We start from the raw sequence: 18,045 nt of genomic DNA on the forward strand, positions 1-18,045 counted from the left end.
ATGGCACGGGCCGCCGGTCTCGTTCGGCTCAGTCGAGGAGACCCTCGACCTGGGTGGCGAACTCGTCCGGGGTGACCAGGCGGACGCCGAGCTGTTCGGCCTTGGCCCGCTTGGAGCCGGCCCCCTCGCCCGCGACGACGAGCGTCGTCTTCTTGGAGACGCTGGACGACGAGCGACCGCCGGCCCGCTCGATGAGTTCGTTCATCTCGTTGCGCGAGAGCTTCTCCAGGCTTCCGGTCATCGCACCGGTGACCACCACCCGCATGCCCGCCAGTGGACCATCCTGTGCCGGCGCCGCGGCCGCTTTCTCACCTCCGCCTCCGCTTTCGGCTCCGCTTTCGCCGCCGCCTTCGCCTCCGTTCTGGCCTCCGCTTTCGCTCTCGACGTCCGTGCCGGCCGCCTGGGGCGCAGTGGCGCCGGGCTCGGTCATGTTGACGCCGGCGGTGGTGAGCTTGTCGATCAGCGGGGCGAGTTCGGCGATCTCCGCGACGATCGAGGGCGCCTTCTCCGTCCCGATCCCCTCGACCCGCTGCATCGCCTCGGCGTCGGCGGCGCGGATGTGGTCCATGGTGGCGAAGTACCGGGCGATGCGCCGGGACATGGACCGGCCGGTACCCCGGACGCCGAGCGCGCACAGCACCCGCGACAGTGGCTGTTCCTTGGCCTTGGCGATCGCGGCGAGCAGGTTGTCGGTGCTGGTCTCGCCCATCCGCTCGAGGCCGAGCAACTGCTCGCGCCGGAGAGCGAAGAGGCCGGCGAGGTCGGTGACGAGACCTGCCTCGACGAGCTGGACGACACGGGTGGTGCCGAGTCCCTCGATGTCCAGTTGGTCCCGGCCCGCGGCGTAGGCCAGGGAGGCGACCAGATGGCAGTTGCGCCCCTGCGCGCAGCGCCAGCGTTCCTCGCTCGTGTCGATGTCCGACCCGCAGCGCGGACACAGCTCTGGGAACGCGATGGGCTGCTCGTCTCCCGTGCGCAGATGGGCGACCGGGGCCTCGATGCGGGGAATGACGTCGCCGGCGCGGTGGACCATGACGTGGTCGCCCAGGCGCAGGCCCCTGCGGGTGATGTCGGCCGGGTTGTGCAGGGTGGCGTAGGTGATCGTGGAGCCGTCGATGACGACCGGCTCCAGGACGCCGCGCGGGGCGACGATGCCGGTGCGGCCCACGTTCCACTCGACCTCCAGCAGCCGGGTGATCTTCTCCACGGCCGGCAGCTTGTAGGCGATCGCCCACCGCGGCGCCCGGGACCCGGATCCGGCGGCCCGCCGGTCGGCGGCCAGGTCGGCCTTGACGACGATCCCGTCGATGCCGAACGGCAGTCCGGCGCGCAGCGCGGCGATCTCCTGGACCCTGGCCACGACCTCTTCCGGCGTCCGGGCGACGGAGTCCGGAACCGCCGTCCCCGCGCTGGTGTGCACGCCGAGCCCGGCCGCCATGGACATCAGGTCGCTGTGGGCGAGCTCGGCCAGCCGCCCGGCGAGCGCGGTGTCGGACCCGGGCAGGGGCAGCATGCCGTACCCGAAGAAGGTCATGGGGACCGTGTAGGCGCGCTCCTTGGCCCTCAGGGTGCCCGCGGCCGCGTTGCGCGGGTTGGCGAACGGCTGGCCGCCATGGCGCATGCGCACCTCGTTGGCATGTTCGAACTGGGCCGTCGTCATGAGGATCTCGCCGCGCACCTCCAGGGTGACCGGCTCGGACAGCGTCTCGGGCAGCCCCTCCACGGTGCCGATGGCATGCGAGACGTCCTCCCCGGCGGTGCCGTCACCGCGGGTGATCAGCCGGGTGAGGCGGCCACCGCTGTAGCGGGCCGCGACCGCGAGCCCGTCGAGCTTGGGACCGACACAGAACCGCGTGACATCCCGGCCCAGACGACGCGCCAGGGACGCCGTCCAGGCGGTGAACTCCTCCGGCGAGAACACGTTGTCGAGGCTGAGCATCGGCACCGTGTGCGGCACATCGCCCTCGGCCGCGCCGCCGGCGACCTTCCCGGTGGGCGAATCGGGCAGCACCTCGTCGGGGTGCTCGGCCTCCCACGCCGCTATGCCTCTCGCCAGTCGGTCGTACGTGTCGTCGTCCAGCGTCGAGGAGCCGCCCGCGTAATAGGCGGCGGCCGCGCGCGCGGCGTCCTGCACGGCCTGCGCGTAGGCGGCGGCGTCCACGATCACTGCTGCAGAAGTCGTCATGAGTGGCATCCTGCCTCCCACCACTGACAACGCGCCCGGTCACGGAGCTGCCGCACGTGAGACGACACCTCCGAGGGGGAATGGCGGGAAGAGGCCAGTCGTTGAACCCTGTCATGCCCGACTCTTCCGCACGGCCCGCGGCACCCCGCATGCCGCTCGCCGTATACATCCTCGGCCTGTCCGTATTCGCCCTCGGCACGAGCGAGTTCATGCTCTCCGGGCTGCTGCCGCCCATCGCCGACGACATGGACGTGTCGATTCCGCAAGCCGGGCTGCTGATATCGGCCTTCGCGATCGGCATGGTGGTCGGCGCGCCGCTGCTCGCCGTCGCGACCCTGCGGCTGCCACGGAAGATCACGCTGGTCGCGTTGATCTCGGTGTTCGGCCTCGGCCAGGTCGCGGGTGCGCTGGCGACCACGTACGAGATCCTGTTCGTCTCGCGCGTCGTGAGCGCCCTGGCGTGTGCCGGGTTCTGGGCGGTGGGCGCCGCCGTCGCCATCGCCATGGTGCCGAAGACCTCACGCGCCCGGGCGATGGCCGTGATGATCGGCGGACTGTCGATCGCCAACGTCCTCGGCGTCCCGGTGGGCGCCTTCCTCGGCGAGCACCTGGGATGGCGGTCCGCGTTCTGGGCCGTGGGCGCCGCGTCCGCCGTCGCGCTCGTGGGTGTGGTGACCCTGATCCCGCGCATCCCGCTGCCCGAGCGGCGATCCCGGCTGAAGGGCGAGCTGGCGATCTACCGCGACCGCCAGGTGTGGCTGTCCATCGTGGCGACCGCACTCGCCGCCGGCGGCGTGTTCTGCGCCTTCTCGTACCTCGCGCCGCTGCTCACCGACGTGGCCGGACTGGCGGACGGCTGGGTGCCGACCGTGCTGGCCCTGTTCGGCATCGGCGCACTGATCGGCACGACGATCGGCGGCAGGGTCGCCGACGCGCATCTGTTCGGTGTGCTGCTCTCCGGGATCACCGCCTCGACCGTGCTGCTGGCCGCGCTGGCGCTGTTCGCGTCGAGCCCCGCCGCAGTGATCGCCCTTTCCCTGCTCCTCGGCGTCTCGGCCTTCTACACCGCGCCCGCGCTCAACGCCCGTATGTTCAACGTCGCCGGCGTCGCGCCCACCCTCGCGGGTGCGACGACGACCGCCGCGTTCAACCTGGGCAACACCGGTGGCCCCTGGCTCGGCGGTACGGTGATCGACGCCGGTCTCGGCTACGCCGCCACCGCCTGGGCGGGCGCGGCGATGACCTTGGTGGCCATCGCCTTCGTCGCCGTCTCGCTGCGGCTGCACAGCCGGTCGCGCATCGTGATGGGGGGTACGGCCGCCGAGCCGGTGGGCGCGGAGCGGACCCAGCGGGTGTGACACCGGCCGGAGTGCGGGAGCTTCACTCGTGATCGTCAGCAGGGCGGGGTCGTCGCACAGAGGTAGTGCGCCGCGACAGCATCTCGAAGGACGCCGGTTCGAATCCGGCCGCCCCGCCCCTTCTCGGCACCCGGTCACCGCGGCCGGGTGTGCTCGACGCGCGAGGGCTCCTCGGCCGGCCGGACCCGCGGCGTTCAGTCGTCGCAGGAGACGTCCGCCGCCGGGTCCGGGACGGTCGGCGCGCTCCTCGCGGCGCGGGCGCAACGGTGCGCGAGGAGGGCGAAGGCCTCCTTGAGCGCGGGTGGGCCGATGACCTCTATCTCGGTGTCGAAGACTCCGATGGCGGCGGCGAGAGCCGGCCACGACCAGGAGCCGAGGCTGAGCCGGCAGCGGTCCGGGCCGAGTTCCTCGACGGTCCCGTCGGGGGCGTGGGCGGACACGGCGGCGGCGGGCAGGTGGAGGACGACGTCGCCGCGGCAGGGCCATTCGGGAGAGTGGTCGCGACCGCGGAACCTGCCGGTCACGAAGGCGGCCACATCTCCTCCGGGCAGCTCCCGCGGCGTGAAGCGGGGGCCGGTGGGGGTGCGCGGGGTGATCCGGTCGGCGCGGAAGACGCGCCAGTCGTCCCGCTCGAGGTCCCAGGCGACGAGGTACCAGCGCCCGCCGCGGGTGACCAGGTGATGGGGCTGCACCCGGCGGGGCGGCGGCAGGGCGTCTTCGCCCGTGCCCGCCGGACGTGGCGGGGTCGGCGGGGTGTAGTCGAGACGCAGGACCTCGTGCGCGCGGACGGCGGCGCCGAGGGTCATGAGGACGCCGCTGTCGGCCCGGGACGGGGACCGCTCGACCGCGGTCACCCGCAGGGCGTCGATCCGGTGGCGCAGGTGGGCCGGCATGACCTGCCGGAGGGTGGCCAGCGCGCGTGCCGCGCCGTCCTCGATACCGGCGCCGGAGCTGGTGGCGGTCCGCAGCGCGACGGTCAGGGCCACGGCCTGTTCGTCGTCGAACAGCAGCGGCGGCAACCTGGTGCCGGCGTCGAGCCGGTATCCCCCGTCGGGCCCCTTGACGGCCACGACGGGGTAGCCGAGTTCGCGCAGCCGGTCGACGTCACGGCGCAGGGTGCGTGGGCTGACGTCCAGCCGCCCGGCCAGCAGCGCCCCGGGCCAGTTCCGGCGCGCCTGGAGCAGCGAGAGCAGCGACAGCAGTCGTGCTGAGGTCTTCTGCATGCTGCCCATGCTGCCCGAAGAAGCGGCCACAACCTGACCGCTACCTGGGGCAACGTGAGGACCGCGGGGCCGGACCGGCTCCGCGGCCGGCCGTTCCCACACGGGCCGTCCGGCCGTACCCGAGGCGAGGAGCCCATCGTGTCCGTCAAAGCCGTGACCCACCTGAACTTCCGCGGAGACGCCCGCGCGGCGCTCACGTTCTACCAGTCCGTGTTCGGCGGGGACGTGGCCGTGGTGACGTACAAGGACGCCGGTAGCGTCCAGGACCCCTCCGAGGCCGACCAGGTGATGTGGGGCCAGGTGTCCGCCGGCAGCGGTCTGTGCGTGATGGCCTACGACGTGCCCTCGCGCATGCCGTGGAACCCGGGTGAGAACGCGTTCTTCGTCTCGGTCCGCGGGAACGGGGCCGAGGAGATCACCGCGTACTGGGAGAAGCTGTCCGACGGCGCGACCGTGCTGCAGCCGCTGGCGGCCGCGCAGTGGGCGCCGCTCTACGGGATGCTGCGGGACCGTTTCGGCGTCACCTGGGTCCTGGACGTGGTGGGCGAGTAGCGCGGAAGGCCCGTCCTGAGCGCCGTCGGCCGGGTGGCGGGCACCCGCCACCCCGCCGACGGCGGATGCCCGACGACCGGCCGCAGGCCGTCGTCCGTGTCCGCCGTCTCAGGCCATCGGCTGCCGTCCGCCGTCCGCAGGCCGTCGTCCGCCGTCCGCGGGCCGCGGCCCGCACACCGCCGTCCGCAGAGCATCGCCACAATCCCAACGAAGGCAGGACCCACAGTGAGCCGTCACACCCATCCGTCCCGGACCAGTCACCCCGCCCCGCGGACCGGTCCCGGGGCCTCGGTCCGATGAGCGTCCTCGACGCCCGGGCACTCAACCGCGCCACTCTGGCCCGGCAGTTGCTGCTCGACCGTGCCAATATCCCGGTCCTCGACGCGGTCGCGCACCTCGGCGGCATCCAGGCGCAGGAACCCCAGGAACCGTTCGCCGGGCTCTGGTCACGGCTGCGCGCCTTCACTCCGTCCACCCTCTCGGGGCTGTTGACGGGACGGCGCGTGGTGCGTACCCACCTCATGCGCCGAACCGTCCACCTCGTCACCGCCGATGACGTCCTGGCCTGGCGGGCCCGTCACGACGTGATGCTGCGCCAACGGGTCCTCGGCACCTACCGCCGCGAACTGCAAGGAGTGGACCTCGACGCACTCGCCGCGGCGGGCCGCGCGGTCATGGCCGACGGCGTGCCCCGCTCGATGAGCGAGCTGGCGCGGGCGCTCGCCGACCGCTGGCCGGCACCCGGGCCGCGGGCACTGGGCGAGATGCTGGTCGCCGCACTGATCCCCATGGTGCAGTTGCCACCGCGCGGGCTGTGGCGCACCAGGGCCGGCGTGCGCAACGCCCCGCTCTCCTCCTGGCTGGGCCGCGAGATCGACCCGCCGGCCCCGCACGGCTCCGATCCGGTCGGTGAAGACCTGGTACGCCGCTATCTCGCCGCCTTCGGCCCCGCCGCCTCGGCGGACCTGCGCGCCTGGTGCGGCCTCGCCGGACTGCCCGCCGCGGTCGCCGCGGTACGCGGGGAACTGGTCGCCTTCCGCGACGAACGAGGCAGGGAACTGCTGGACCTCCCCGACGCGCCACGCCCCGACCCCGGCAGCCCCGCCCCGGTGCGGTTCCTGCCGGCATTCGACAACGCGATCCTCGGCTATCACGACCGGAGCCGCATCATCGACGACGCCCACCGGGGCCTGTCGGTCGCCGGCGCTCGTGTCGTCTTGGTCGACGGCCGGGTCGCCGCGACCTGGACCGTGGAGGACGGCACGGTGGCCGTCACCCCGCTGCGTCGCCTGCCCCGGGCCGACCGCACCGCCGTCGCCGAGGAGGGGCGGGCGCTGGCGTCCTTCCTCTCCGACCGGGACAGCGACCGGGTCCGCGTCCTCGCGTCGCCCTGCTGAGCGGCGGTCACGGTGGCGGACGTACCCGGCACGGCGCCGTCGGCGTGGTGCCCGAACAGGGCCCAGACGGTGCCGAGCTGACGGAGCGACAGATCCGTCCGGGGCGTGGTCGTTCTCGGTGATTCCTTCCTCTGTCCGCGTGGGCGGGGCAGGGCGGCAACGCGATGCCGGCGACCGGCTGACCCGCGTCGGCTGCCCACGGCAACGAAGTGCGGCGTACACCCATCGCCGCGATCTACACCCGGGGGAGAGGAGCGGGGGGCCGCACTACACCCGATGCAGTACGCCGGTCCAGCCCCAGGGTCGGATCAAATGCGGGAAACCCCGGGTGAGCATGGAAAGGTACCCCGGTCAGCGCCTCCGCCTTCCCCCCATGTGCCGGGTCTTCGTCCTGCTCGTAATCCGACGGATTGGTCCCAGGTGGCTACGTTCCTCTACCGACTCGGCCGACGCGCGTTCCGGCGCCGCGGCCTCGTCGCCCTGCTCTGGGTGGCCATACTCGTGGGCGCCGGTGTCGCCGCGTCCACGGCGCCCGCCCCGCCCGAAGACTCCTTCTCCATGCCCGGCACCGAGTCCCAGAAGGCATTCGACCTCCTCGACGAGCGCTTCCCGGCCGCCAGCGCCGAGGGTGCCACCGCGCGCGTCGTGATCCGCGCCCCCGACGGCGGGAAGATCTCCGACCCGGCCGGGAAGGCCAAGGTCGGGGAACTGGTCACGGCCCTCGGCGACGGCCCACAGGTCGCCTCGGTGGCCGACCCGTTCAAGGCGGACGCCGTCAGCGAGGACGGCACCACCGCGTACGCCTCCGTGACGTACAAGGTCAACGCCATGGAGCTGACCGACCAGGCCCGTGACTCGCTCACCGCGGCCACCGACGGCGCCCGCAGCGACGGCTTCACCGTCGAGACCGGCGGCGACGCGGTCATGGCCGAGCAGGAGATGGGCGGCACCGCCGAGCTGATCGGCATCGGCGTCGCCGCGATCGTGCTCCTGTTGACCTTCGGCTCGCTCGTCGCGGCCGGCATGCCGCTGCTCTCGGCGATCATCGGTGTCGGCATCGGCATCTCCGCCATCGGGGCGCTGGGCAGTACGCTCGAACTCTCCGCCACGACCTCGACGCTGGCCATGATGATCGGCCTCGCGGTCGCCATCGACTACGCCCTGTTCATCGTCTCCCGCTACCGCGCGGAGATCGCCGAGGGGCGCACCCCCGAGGACGCCGCGGGACGCGCCGTCGGCACCGCGGGCTCCGCGGTCGTCTTCGCGGGACTCACCGTCATCGTGGCCCTGGCGGGCCTCGCGGTGGTCAACATCCCGATCCTCACCAAGATGGGCCTGGCCGCCGCCGGCACGGTCGGTGTCGCCGTGCTGATCGCGCTCACCCTCACCCCGGCGCTGCTCGGCTTCGCCGGCAGGAAGGCGCTCAGCCGCAAGGACCGCAAGGCGCCCGCCGGACAGCGGGACGCGTCCGCCAAGCCGAAGCTCGGCACCCGCTGGGCCCGATTCGTCCTGCGGCGCCCGGTGACCGTGCTGCTGACCGCGGTGGTCGGTCTCGGCGTCGTCGCCGTGCCGGCGGCGAGCATGGAGCTTGGCCTGCCCGACGAGGGCAGCTCCGCACCCGACACCACGCAGCGCAAGGCCTACGACATGCTGTCCGAGTCGTTCGGCGCCGGGTTCAACGGCCCGCTGATGGTCACCATCGACACGCGGGACGCGGACGACGCGAAGGCCGCCGCCGACACCGTCGGCAAGGAGATCACGGGCCTGGGCGAGGCCGCGGCCGTCACCCCGGCGAACTTCAACGAGGCGGGCGACACCGCCGTCCTCACGGTCGTGCCCAAGACGGGGCCGAGCGAGGCGGCCACCGAGTCGCTGGTGAAGGACATCCGCGCGCTGTCCGACGACATCAAGGGCGAGACGGGCGCGACCATGCTGGTCACCGGCGCGACCGCGATGACCATCGACTTCTCCCAGACCCTCGACGACGCGCTCATCCCGTACCTGGCTCTGGTCGTCGGGCTGGCCTTCCTGCTCCTGATGCTGGTCTTCCGCTCGATCCTCGTCCCGCTGAAGGCGGCCCTGGGCTTCCTGCTCTCGGTGGCCGCGGCGCTCGGCGCGGTGGTCGCGGTGTTCCAGTGGGGCTGGCTCGCGGACCTCTTCGGTGTGGACCAGCCGGGCCCGATCATGTCGATGATGCCCATCTTCATGATCGGCGTGGTCTTCGGCCTGGCCATGGACTACGAGGTCTTCCTCGTGACCCGCATGCGTGAGGCCTACGTCCACGGATCGTCCGCCGCCGACTCCGTCACCACGGGCTTCACCCACGGCGGACGGGTCGTCGCCGCGGCCGCGATCATCATGATCAGCGTCTTCTCCGGCTTCATCATGGAGAACGACGACATGATCAAGATGATGGGCTTCGGCCTGGCGATCGCGGTCCTCTTCGACGCCTTCGTGGTCCGCATGGCCATCGTGCCCGCGGTGCTGGCCCTGCTCGGCACCAAGGCGTGGTGGTTGCCCAAGTGGCTCGACCGACTGCTGCCGAACGTCGACGTCGAGGGCGAGAGGCTCCACAAGGAACTCGGCGACACCGCCGCGCCCACGGAGCCGACTCGCGAGCCGGAGACGGCCGGAGTCTGACACCCGCGTGTACGGCCCCGGTGACCTGGATCCTCAGGTCACCGGGGCTTTCGCGGACCCGGGACGGGCGCCGCGCGGAGAGCGCACCCGCCTCCGGTCCCGCACCCGCGTCCGGCACGGCCGCGGCGGCACCCCTCCGGCCGGCACAGCGAGGTTCAGCGCGAAGACCGACAACGCGAGGTGGCCGCCGGGCCACCGCGGACAGAAGCCGACCGCAACGCTTCCTACTGTCGTCCCATGACTCAGACGCAGAAGCTCCTTGTCACCGGCGCCACCGGAACCGTCGGCCGTGAGGTCGTCGCCGAACTGCTCGCTCGCGGCCACGCGGTCCGCGCCCTCACCCGGGACGCGGCGGGTGCCGCCGTGCCGGACGGTGCCGAGGTGGTCCAGGGGGATCTGACCGAACCCGACACCCTCGCCCCGGCCCTGGAGGGGGTGACCGGCCTCCACCTCATCACCTTCGGCGGCCCCTACTTCACCCCGCTGGAGACCGGCCCGAGGATCCTGGAACTGGCCCGCGCGGCCGGCGTACGCCGGGTCACCGTGCTGCACGGCGGCGGGCCGTCCCTGCTGGAGGACGCGGTGCGTGCGGACGACGGGGTCGACTGGACCGTCCTCATGCCGGTCGAGTTCATGGCCAACGCCCTGGAGTGGGCGGACCGGATCGCGGCCTCGGACGAGGTACGCGAGCCCTTCGTCTCCCGGCTGAGCGCCATGGTCCACGAGGGCGACATCGGCGCGGTCGCGGCGGTCGCGCTCACCGAGGAGGGCCACGGGGGCCGGGAATACGTGATCACCGGCCCCGAGCTGCTGACCGTCGGCGACAAGGTGGCGGCGGTCGCCGCCGTCCGGGGCCGGGAGATCGCACTGGTCGAGCTCACCGAGGAGCAGGCCGTCGCGCGGTGGCGGGCGGCCGGACACCCGCAGGACGTCATCGGCTTCCTGCTCGAGGCGTACGGGAACACCCCCGAGGTGGGCCGTACCGTCGTCGACACCGTCGAGAAGGTCACCGGCCGCCCGGCCCGTACCTTCGCCCGGTGGGCCGCGGAGCACGCGGACGCCTTCTCGGCGGCGCCGGCGTAGGCGCCTGCCGGGCCCGGTCCCCCGGGGGGCGGCTGCCGTGCCGGCGGTCGCCCCGCCCCCGCGTCAGCCGCCGCGTCGGTGTCGCGGACGTTTCGCGCACTGTCCGCGCGTCGGTGTCGCGGATGCCCCGCCCACCGTCCGCGCGCCGGAGCGACGGCACCGCTCCGCCGGTGGGCGGGCTGACGGGTACGCGGTCCTCAGAGGCCCCGGGCCGCGTCGGTGAGCGCCTCGTCGAGGATGGCGACGCCCCGGGCGATCTCGTCGTCGCTGGCGGTCAGCGGGGGCGCGATGCGGAAGATGCCCCCCATCCCGGGCAGTTGGACGATGTTCATGTGCAGCCCGAGATCGAAGCAGCGCCGGGTGACGGCGGCGCCGAGCCGGTCGGCGCCGCCCTCGCCCAGGACCTGGTCCCCGACCAGCTCCACGCCCAGGAGCAGCCCGCGGCCGCGGACGTCCCCGACGACGTCGTGACGGGCGGCGAGCCCGTCGAGACGAGCGCGCAGGGCCGTGCCGAGCCGGCGCGCACGCTCGTCGAGCCGGTCGCGGACCAGGACGTCGAGGACGGTGTTGCCCACGGCGGCCGGCAACGGGTCGTTGACGTGGGTGGTGAAGAAGAGGAATCCCCGGTCGTGGGCCCGCTGCTCGATCTCCGCGCTGGTCATTACGGCGGCCAGCGGCAGCCCCGCGCCGAGCGTCTTGGACAGCGTGAGGATGTCGGGCACGACCCCCTCGTGCTGGAAGGCGTACCAGTCGCCGGTGCGGCACAGCCCCGTCTGGGCCTCGTCGAGGATCAGCAGCATGCCGCGTTCCCGGCACTTGTGCGCCAGGGCCGCGAGGTAGCCCGGCGGAAGCTCGACGACGCCGCCCGAGCTGAGGATCGGCTCGACCAGGCACGCGGCCAGACTGCCGACCGACTGAGCGTCGATCAGCTCGAAGCCCATGTCGAGCTGGCGACGCCAGTCGAGTTCGCCGTCGGCGTCGACGACGGCGGGGTGGAAGCGGTCCGGCACCGGAAGGGCGAAGTTGCCCGGCGCGGCGGGACCGTAACCCTTGCGGCCCGCGCTGTAGGTGGCGTTCGCGGCGGCCTGGGTCATTCCGTGCCAGGACCGGGCGAAGGAGACTATCTCGTGGCGGCCGGTGACGAGCTTCGCCATCCGCACCGCGGCCTCGTTCGCCTCCGCCCCCGTGGTCAGGAGCAGCGCCTTGTCCAGGGGATCGGGCAGGGTGCCGGCCAGCCGGCGCGCGAGTTCGACGACCGGGCGGCTCAGCATGCCGCTGTGCAGGTGATCGAGGTGCGCGACCTGCTCGCGCACCGTCGAGACGATCGCCGGGTGGGAGTGCCCGAGGATCGCGCTCATCTGACCGGAGGTGAAGTCGAGCAGCTCACGGCCGCTCTCGGTGAACACCGACGTGCCCGCGGCACGGACGACGAGCTCCGGCGAGAAGGGGGCGTGGCCGGAGTAGCGGATCAGGTGGCGCTCTGGGGCGGCGGAAGCTGTCTCGGAAGGCATGCGACCGACGTTAGGGACGCGCCGTTGCGCGTGTCCATCGCACAGCTTCGACGGTACTGTGCGGTAGAACCGAACAGACTCCGTATCATCGAAGTGTGCTCAACTCGGGACGGCTGCACCTGCTCAGCCTGCTGGACACGCTCGGCACGGTCCGCGCGGTCGCCGAGACGCTGCATCTGAGCGCGTCGACGGTCTCGCAGCAACTGGCGGTGCTCGAGTCGGAGACCCGGTGCCGGCTGATCGAGCGGACCGGCCGGCGCGTGCGGCTGACTCCGGCCGGTCTTCTGCTGGCCCGACGGGGCCGGGAGATCCTGGACCGGATGGCCGAGGCCGAGTCCGAACTGCGTGCCCTGAACGACGAGCCCATCGGCACCGTCCGGCTCGGCGTGTTCCAGAGCGCGATCTACACCCTCGCGGTGCCCGCGGCGACGCGCCTGGCCACCACCCACCCGCACCTGCGCCTCGAACTGGTCGAGATGGAGCCGCACGAGAGCGGACCCGCCCTGCGCTCGGGCGAGGCCGACGTCATCGTCACCACCACCGACTACGCCGGCTTGTCCCGGGGCGCGGACCTCGAGGTGATGTCCCTGGGGACCGACTCGGTCGTGCTGGTGCTGCCGCGCGGCCACCCGCTGGCCTCCCGCACCGCGGTGAGCCTCGCGGCGTGCAAGGAGGAGACCTGGGCGTGTGACCGGCCGCAGTCGTACATGGCGGACCTGACCCTGAGGCTGTGCCGCGAGGCGGGGTTCGAACCCCGGGTGGCATGCCGGTTCAGCAACTACCTGATGCTGCTCCGGCACGTCGAGACGACCGGATCGATCGCCCTGCTGCCCGCCCTGGCCGTCCCACCGGACCACGCCGTCGTCACCCGGGAACTCAGCCCACCCGTGCACCGCAACGTCGCCGTCGTGGTGCGGCGCGGCACCACGCGGCGGGCCGCCGTGAACGCGGTCATCGCCGCGCTGCGCGAGCACCCGGAGATCCCGGCCCTGGCCGCCCCGGACCCCGCCCGTGCGGCTCCTGCCGACGGCCGTCACCCGTGAGTACCCGACGGGCACGGGCGGACCGGTGCCGCCGCCCCCTCGTCAGCCGGCGGCAGGACCGGGAATCGGGCCGTGCATGTCCTCGAACATGGTCCGGACCGGCGCGTCGAAGATCTCGGCCTGATGGCCGCCCAGGAAAGAGGTGTGCCCGAACACCTCGAGGACGACGAGGCCGCGCAAATGCCCCCACGCGCTGATGAAGAGGCAGACAGCGGGCGGCGGCAGGTCTCCCTGTGCGTTCGCGGGCAGGCGCTCCAGATGCTCCCGGAACGACGGCGAGAGCGGGAGTATGCCGGCCGCGGTGAGCTGCGCCGCGGTGAGCTGCGCCGCGGTGAACCCACAAGACAGCTCGCGCTGGAAGACCGCGCCCATCCGGCGGACCGCCCGCGCCCGCCGTGGTGGCGGAGCCCGCGGCGAAGTCGCCCCACGTGAAGGACTCGAGCGGAGTCTGACCCCATCGGTCCCGCCCGTACCCGCCGTCGCCCCCTTCGGAGGCGGGCACGCGGGCGGGCGCGCCGGCGGCCGGCCGAGGGAGCCGCGCGAACGGTCAGGGGCCGACGGAGGCCGAGCTCTCGGCGCCCGTGTCCCCCGCCGGCCTGAACTCCACGGCGACGACGCCGTCGACGCGTCGGCAGTGTTCTTCCAGCACGGTGACGGACACGTCGTCCGGGAGCCGGCCGCTGAGGACGGCATGGCCGTGGACCACGTCCACCTGCATCGACGAGGGAGCCAGGCCGAGGGACCCGACCAGGGCCTCCTCGACGATCTCGGTGCGGATCGCCCGGTCCGCGCGCAGGAAGACCCGCAGCAGGTCGCTTCTGCTGACGACTCCGATCAGCCGCCCTCCTTCGTCGACGACCAGGAGCCGTTTGATGCCGTGCCGGGCCATCACCCGGGCGGCGTCGACGACGCTCCAGCTCTCCCGCGCGCAGAGCGCGGGCGAGGTCATGAGCCCCGCCGCGTCCGTGGCGGACGCCTTGCCTCCGCCGGGCCGGGACCGGTCCTCGTACTCCGGGGAGAGGCCGGGGTCCCCGCCCCACATCTTCTGCAGGAGGTCCGCCTCGGACACCACCCCCACGGGGCGGTCCTCCGCGTCCACGACGGGCACCGCTGTGATGTCGTACTCCTGCAGCAGGTGGGCGATCTCCTTGAACGGTGTGCCGCGCTGGACGCGGACCACGGCGTCGCTCATGAGATCGCTCACCTTCTGGTGCTTCATCGGGCTTCTTCTCCTCCGCTGCCGGTGCGTGCCGACCGGCGTCAGTCCTGCCTGTCCGTGTGAACGATCTTGTCCGTGTCAACGATCCGCCGGTCATGGGAGTGCCCCGGGTGCCATGCGCCGGCACCGAGGAGGAGCAGCGCGACGTCGTCGCCGGGGCTGGGTGCGTGCCGGATGAGGACGTCGGCCATCGCGTCGAGGTCGCCGGGATCGGTGTGTTCGAGGAGCCCGGCGAGGGTTGCGGTGGCGTCGTCGAGGTCGACCCCCGGGGCTTCGACGAGTCCGTCGGTGTAGAGGGCGAGCACGCTGCCGGGCGGCAGGTCGCATTCCAGTGCCGAATAGCGGGCGTCCGGCTCGATGCCGAGCAGCAGCCCGGGTGGCACCCGCAGGAGTTCGACACGCCCGTCGGCGTGGCGCAGGAGCGGCGGCGGGTGGCCGGCGCTGGCCAGGCAGGCGCGGTGCGTGGCCAGGTCGAGGTGGACGTAGACGCAACTGGTGAACAGGTCGGGGTCCAGGTCGGTGAGCAGGCGGTTGGTGCGGGACAGGACGTCGTCGGGGGTCGCCCCCACGGTGGCGTGGGCGTGCACGGCGGTGCGGACCTGCCCCATGAGCGCGGCGGCGTCCACGTCGTGCCCCTGTACGTCGCCGATGGTGGCGCAGGCCGTGTGCTCGTCGAGGCGGATGAGGTCGTAGAAGTCGCCGCCGATGCTCAGCCCCCGGGCCGCCGGAAGGTAGCGGGCGGCGACCCGCAGGCCGGGAACGTGGGGGAGGGTGTGCGGGAGCAGGGCGGACTGCAGGCGGTGGGCGAGGTCGTGTTTGGCGTCGTAGAGCCGGGCGCGGTCCAGGGCCTGCCCGACCAGGCCCGCCAGTGAGGTGAGCGCGGCCCGTTCGCCGGGTGGGAAGGCGTGGGGCCGTGCGTAGGCGAGGAGGAGGGAGCCGATGGGCCGGCCGGACGCGATCAACGGCAGCACCGCCCACGCGGCCATCCCGTCCTCGTGCACCGTGCGGGGGTAGGCCCGCCGCAGTTCCGCGAAGGACGCGAAGAAGTCGGGGACCCCGCTGGCCAGGACGTTGGCGCCGGGGATGTCCGAGCTCAGGGGAAGGGCGTCGAAGCGGTCCATGAGATCGGCGCGGTAGCCGCGGTAGCCGTGGATCTTCAGACGTCCGCCCTCGGCGGTCATCAGCACCATGGCCTGCGCGCCCAGGGCGGGCAGCAACTGGTCGGCGGTCTGCTCGACCACGTCCTGCACACCGACGGCCTCGGTCAGGGTGGAGGCCAGGTGCATCAGGTGGTACAGAACGGTGCCGCGGCTGGGGCCGGCGGTCGGCCCGGCCGGCGACGGAGGAACGTCCTCGGCCGGGCCGCCGCGCGTGATGCGGACGCTGATACCGGTGGCGTCCGGGTACAGCTCGAAGGCCAGCCGCGTCTGTGGAGGACGCAGGACGGTGAAGTGCTGCGGCCGGCGGCTGACCAGCGCGGCCCGGTAGCGGTCCTCGACGTGCGGGACGTCCATCCACGGCAGCGCCTCCCACGGCAGGGCACCGACCAGGTCGGCCTGGTCGGCGCCGACCAGCTCGGCCGCGCCCGGGGTGATGAAGGTGATGCGGCCGTCCATGTCCAGCGCGCAGGACCCGCCCGGCAGACGGTCGAGGAAGGCCGACACCGCGTTCGCCTCGGCGGGGGAGGGGGCGCGCCCGGCCGGCGGCGGCAGGGTCTGGGGGCGGTCCTCGGGCAGCAACGGTTCCCCGCGGTCCGTGGCCTGCTGCAGGAGCCCGCCCAGGTGACGGCAGCCGTCCCGGATCACGTCACGCTCTTGCCGGCTCAGCTCCGCCGAATGGGTGCCGGGCCACAGGAGCACCAGCCCGCCCCGGACGGTCGTACCCGAAGCGAGCGGGGTGGCCGCCAGCGCGAAGTCGTACGGCAGTACCAGCGCGGGCCGCGGATACCGGCGCGCCATCTCCTCCCGGCCGCCGACCCAGACCAGGCGCCGTTCCCGGACGGCGTCCGCCACCGGCATCGGATCGGTCAGCGCGACCCGCCTCCACGGGGTGGCGATCTCCTGGGGAACACCCGCCACCAGGACCTGCCACAGGGCGTCGTCGCCCGGCGGCAGCACGTACAACAGCCCTCCGAACGCACCGCTCTCCCGCAGCACGGCGGCCACCGCGGTGTCCATCAGGAGTCCGGCTGCGGCAGGGCCGCTCGACGCCGACCACACCGAACATCACGCATATCGGGGACACTACGCCCGTCCCGTCGCGATGGCATGTGATGCCTCGGGCGGCCGCGGGCGCGCGTGCGGGCCCGCCGTCCCCCTCATAGTCTGGTGCTGCTCGGGGACCACCCTTGGAGAGGTCTGTCCATGCCCCGGTCGATCTGGAGCGGCGCCATCTCGTTCGGCTTGGTGACCGTACCGATCCATGTGGTCGGCGCCACCGAGGACCACAGCATCCGGTTCCACCGGTACCACCTGGCGGACCAGGGAAGGATCCGGACCCGGAAGGTCTGCGAGCTCGAGGACCGGGAGGTCCGCTCCGACGAGATCGGCAAGGGGTACGAGCTGACCGGGACGCAGATCGTGCCGGTCACCGACGAGGATCTGCGGGAGTTGCCGCTGCCGACCGCGAAGGCCATCGAGATCGTGGCGTTCGTGCCGCTGGGGTCCGTGGATCCGATCAGGATCGGCGACGGCTACTACCTGCAGCCGGACGGACAGGTCGCGGCGAAGCCGTACGAGCTGCTGCGTCGGGCGCTGGCCCGGTCGTCGAAGGTGGCGGTGGCGAAGTACGCGTGGTCGGGCAGGGAGCGGCTGGGCCTGCTGCGGGTACGGGACGAGGCGATCGTGCTGCACGCCATGCGCTGGCCCGACGAGGTCCGCGACCCCTCCTCGCTCACACCGCCGCCGGTCGAGGTGGCCGAGGAGGAGATCGAAGGGGCGCTCGCGCTGATGGACACGATGACCCGCGACGACCTGGAGGGCGACGAGTTCCGGGACGCCTACACGGACGCCGTCGCGGACCTGATCGAGGCGAAGCGCGAGCACAGGGCACCGCCGGCGGCACCCGAGCAGGAGGAGCGGCCGGGCCAGGTGCTGGACCTGATGGCCGCCCTGCAGGAGTCCGTCTCCCGGGCGAGGGAGCACCGGGGAGAGGACGGGCGGGCCGAGGTGCACGAGCTGCCCGGGCCGAACAAGCGGGCCACGCCGAGGAAGGCGCCCGCCGGGGAGACCGCGGCGGAGAGGACCGCGACGAAGAAGACCGCGACAAAGAAGACCCCGGCAGAGAAGACCGCGGCAGAGAAGACCGCGGCAGAGAAGACCGCGACGAAGAAGACCGCGGCAGAGAAGACCGCGACGAGGAAGACCGGGGCGAAGGAGAAGCCCACGGCGAAGGAGAAGCCCACGGCGAAGGACACGACCGCGAAGGACACGACCGCGAAGAAGGCGACGGCCCGCAGACCGGCGGCGCGCAAACCGAGGAGCGCGTAGGTCCCCGGCGCGCCAAGGCGCTGTCGACGGTCTCGACGCGCCGGGATGTACCTCCCCGTGCCGGCGGCCGTCCGGCTCCGCCCTTGAGCGGGCGGACGTACGCCCGGGCCTGCGCTTCACGTACAGGCGGCTGTCCTCGGGACCGGTCCACTCCAGCCGCACGACACCCGGCACGGCGGCGTCGGCGACGCGTGACCGGTCCGCCCAGTGGCCGAAGTCGGGACTGCGGAAGAACGTCGCCCACGGATGGCCGCCGCGATCGAGAAGAAGCTGCTGTGACCGGCGCCGACACCCGCGGTCCACCGCTCGGAGTGGGAGTACGCCGTACGAGGCGGCCCGGCCGGCC

At 72.9% G+C, this 18,045-nt stretch carries 13 protein-coding genes, 1 tRNA gene and 1 pseudogene; 8 read left to right on the top strand and 7 right to left on the bottom strand.

The features are described 5' to 3' along the window. Positions 1–28 precede the first annotated feature (28 nt). Positions 29–2,185 (bottom strand): NAD-dependent DNA ligase LigA, encoded by a 2,157-nt coding sequence (gene ligA / locus B1H29_RS34990; protein ID WP_055420138.1) that lies wholly within the window; start codon positions 2,183–2,185, stop codon positions 29–31. A 149-nt stretch (positions 2,186–2,334) separates the two neighbouring features. Here ligA and B1H29_RS34995 point away from each other — a divergent pair, with 149 nt between their 5' ends. Both B1H29_RS34995 and B1H29_RS35000 read left to right on the top strand, forming a co-directional pair. Further along, complete coding sequence (locus B1H29_RS34995) at positions 2,335–3,543, top strand: Cmx/CmrA family chloramphenicol efflux MFS transporter (RefSeq protein WP_055420868.1); 1,209 nt, start codon at positions 2,335–2,337, stop codon at positions 3,541–3,543. A 43-nt stretch (positions 3,544–3,586) separates the two neighbouring features. Then, a tRNA-Leu gene (locus B1H29_RS35000) sits at positions 3,587–3,661 on the top strand. Between the two features lie 76 nt (positions 3,662–3,737). Here the strand turns inward: B1H29_RS35000 and B1H29_RS35005 are convergent. After that, a complete protein-coding gene (locus B1H29_RS35005; protein WP_055420867.1) occupies positions 3,738–4,766 on the bottom strand; it encodes a helix-turn-helix transcriptional regulator in 1,029 nt (342 codons plus the stop codon). 138 nt (positions 4,767–4,904) lie between these two features. Here B1H29_RS35005 and B1H29_RS35010 point away from each other — a divergent pair, with 138 nt between their 5' ends. From B1H29_RS35010 to B1H29_RS35025, 4 genes are all read left to right on the top strand, one after another. Beyond that, a complete protein-coding gene (locus B1H29_RS35010; protein WP_055420137.1) occupies positions 4,905–5,318 on the top strand; it encodes a VOC family protein in 414 nt (137 codons plus the stop codon). 296 nt (positions 5,319–5,614) lie between these two features. Further along, the gene (locus B1H29_RS35015; protein ID WP_055420136.1) at positions 5,615–6,715 is read left to right on the top strand and encodes a winged helix DNA-binding domain-containing protein; all 1,101 of its coding nucleotides are present in this window, start codon (positions 5,615–5,617) and stop codon (positions 6,713–6,715) included. 420 nt (positions 6,716–7,135) lie between these two features. Beyond that, a complete protein-coding gene (locus B1H29_RS35020) occupies positions 7,136–9,355 on the top strand; it encodes an MMPL family transporter (RefSeq protein WP_055420135.1) in 2,220 nt (739 codons plus the stop codon). A gap of 237 nt (positions 9,356–9,592) precedes the next feature. Continuing rightward, positions 9,593–10,438, top strand: coding sequence for an NAD(P)H-binding protein (locus B1H29_RS35025; protein WP_055420134.1), 846 nt, complete (start codon positions 9,593–9,595; stop codon positions 10,436–10,438). A 197-nt stretch (positions 10,439–10,635) separates the two neighbouring features. On the opposite strand, the gene B1H29_RS35030 is transcribed toward B1H29_RS35025, so the two are convergent. Next, entirely contained in the window at positions 10,636–11,949 is a 1,314-nt protein-coding gene (locus B1H29_RS35030; RefSeq protein ID WP_055420133.1) for an aspartate aminotransferase family protein, read from the bottom strand. Positions 11,950–12,044: 95 nt separating this feature from the next. Here B1H29_RS35030 and B1H29_RS35035 point away from each other — a divergent pair, with 95 nt between their 5' ends. Further along, the gene (locus tag B1H29_RS35035; protein WP_055420132.1) at positions 12,045–12,992 is read left to right on the top strand and encodes a LysR substrate-binding domain-containing protein; all 948 of its coding nucleotides are present in this window, start codon (positions 12,045–12,047) and stop codon (positions 12,990–12,992) included. Positions 12,993–13,034: 42 nt separating this feature from the next. Here the strand turns inward: B1H29_RS35035 and B1H29_RS35040 are convergent, their stop codons facing one another. The 3 genes from B1H29_RS35040 to B1H29_RS35050 form a co-directional block, all read right to left on the bottom strand. After that, positions 13,035–13,364, bottom strand: a complete 330-nt coding sequence (locus B1H29_RS35040) for a hypothetical protein (protein WP_055420131.1) — start codon at positions 13,362–13,364, stop codon at positions 13,035–13,037. Between the two features lie 175 nt (positions 13,365–13,539). Beyond that, complete coding sequence (locus tag B1H29_RS35045) at positions 13,540–14,211, bottom strand: CBS domain-containing protein (protein ID WP_055420130.1); 672 nt, start codon at positions 14,209–14,211, stop codon at positions 13,540–13,542. Between the two features lie 41 nt (positions 14,212–14,252). Continuing rightward, entirely contained in the window at positions 14,253–16,388 is a 2,136-nt protein-coding gene (locus B1H29_RS35050) for a SpoIIE family protein phosphatase (RefSeq protein WP_055420129.1), read from the bottom strand. 186 nt (positions 16,389–16,574) lie between these two features. On the opposite strand from B1H29_RS35050, the gene B1H29_RS35055 reads away from it, so the two are divergent. Continuing rightward, a complete protein-coding gene (locus B1H29_RS35055; RefSeq protein ID WP_055420128.1) occupies positions 16,575–17,699 on the top strand; it encodes a Ku protein in 1,125 nt (374 codons plus the stop codon). Positions 17,700–17,801: 102 nt separating this feature from the next. Here B1H29_RS35055 and B1H29_RS39680 read toward each other — a convergent pair. Continuing rightward, positions 17,802–18,013, bottom strand: a pseudogene (locus B1H29_RS39680) (family 43 glycosylhydrolase); the annotation flags it as partial. Positions 18,014–18,045: the final 32 nt, after the last annotated feature.

It is taken from the genome of Streptomyces pactum, from assembly GCF_002005225.1.
Classification (GTDB): domain Bacteria; phylum Actinomycetota; class Actinomycetes; order Streptomycetales; family Streptomycetaceae; genus Streptomyces; species Streptomyces pactum_A.

Excerpts from the sequence above, each read along its gene's own strand:
- B1H29_RS35015 (WP_055420136.1), top strand. The coding sequence starts at position 5,615 with ATGAGCGTCCTCGACGCCCGGGCACTCAACCGCGCCACTCTGGCCCGG.
- B1H29_RS34995 (WP_055420868.1), top strand. The coding sequence starts at position 2,335 with ATGCCGCTCGCCGTATACATCCTCGGCCTGTCCGTATTCGCCCTCGGC.
- B1H29_RS35030 (WP_055420133.1), bottom strand. The coding sequence starts at position 11,949 with ATGCCTTCCGAGACAGCTTCCGCCGCCCCAGAGCGCCACCTGATCCGC.
- B1H29_RS35050 (WP_055420129.1), bottom strand. The coding sequence starts at position 16,388 with ATGGACACCGCGGTGGCCGCCGTGCTGCGGGAGAGCGGTGCGTTCGGA.
- B1H29_RS35045 (WP_055420130.1), bottom strand. The coding sequence starts at position 14,211 with ATGAAGCACCAGAAGGTGAGCGATCTCATGAGCGACGCCGTGGTCCGC.
- ligA (WP_055420138.1), bottom strand. The coding sequence starts at position 2,185 with ATGACGACTTCTGCAGCAGTGATCGTGGACGCCGCCGCCTACGCGCAG.
- B1H29_RS35005 (WP_055420867.1), bottom strand. The coding sequence starts at position 4,766 with ATGCAGAAGACCTCAGCACGACTGCTGTCGCTGCTCTCGCTGCTCCAG.
- B1H29_RS35040 (WP_055420131.1), bottom strand. The coding sequence starts at position 13,364 with ATGGGCGCGGTCTTCCAGCGCGAGCTGTCTTGTGGGTTCACCGCGGCG.
- B1H29_RS35025 (WP_055420134.1), top strand. The coding sequence starts at position 9,593 with ATGACTCAGACGCAGAAGCTCCTTGTCACCGGCGCCACCGGAACCGTC.
- B1H29_RS35055 (WP_055420128.1), top strand. The coding sequence starts at position 16,575 with ATGCCCCGGTCGATCTGGAGCGGCGCCATCTCGTTCGGCTTGGTGACC.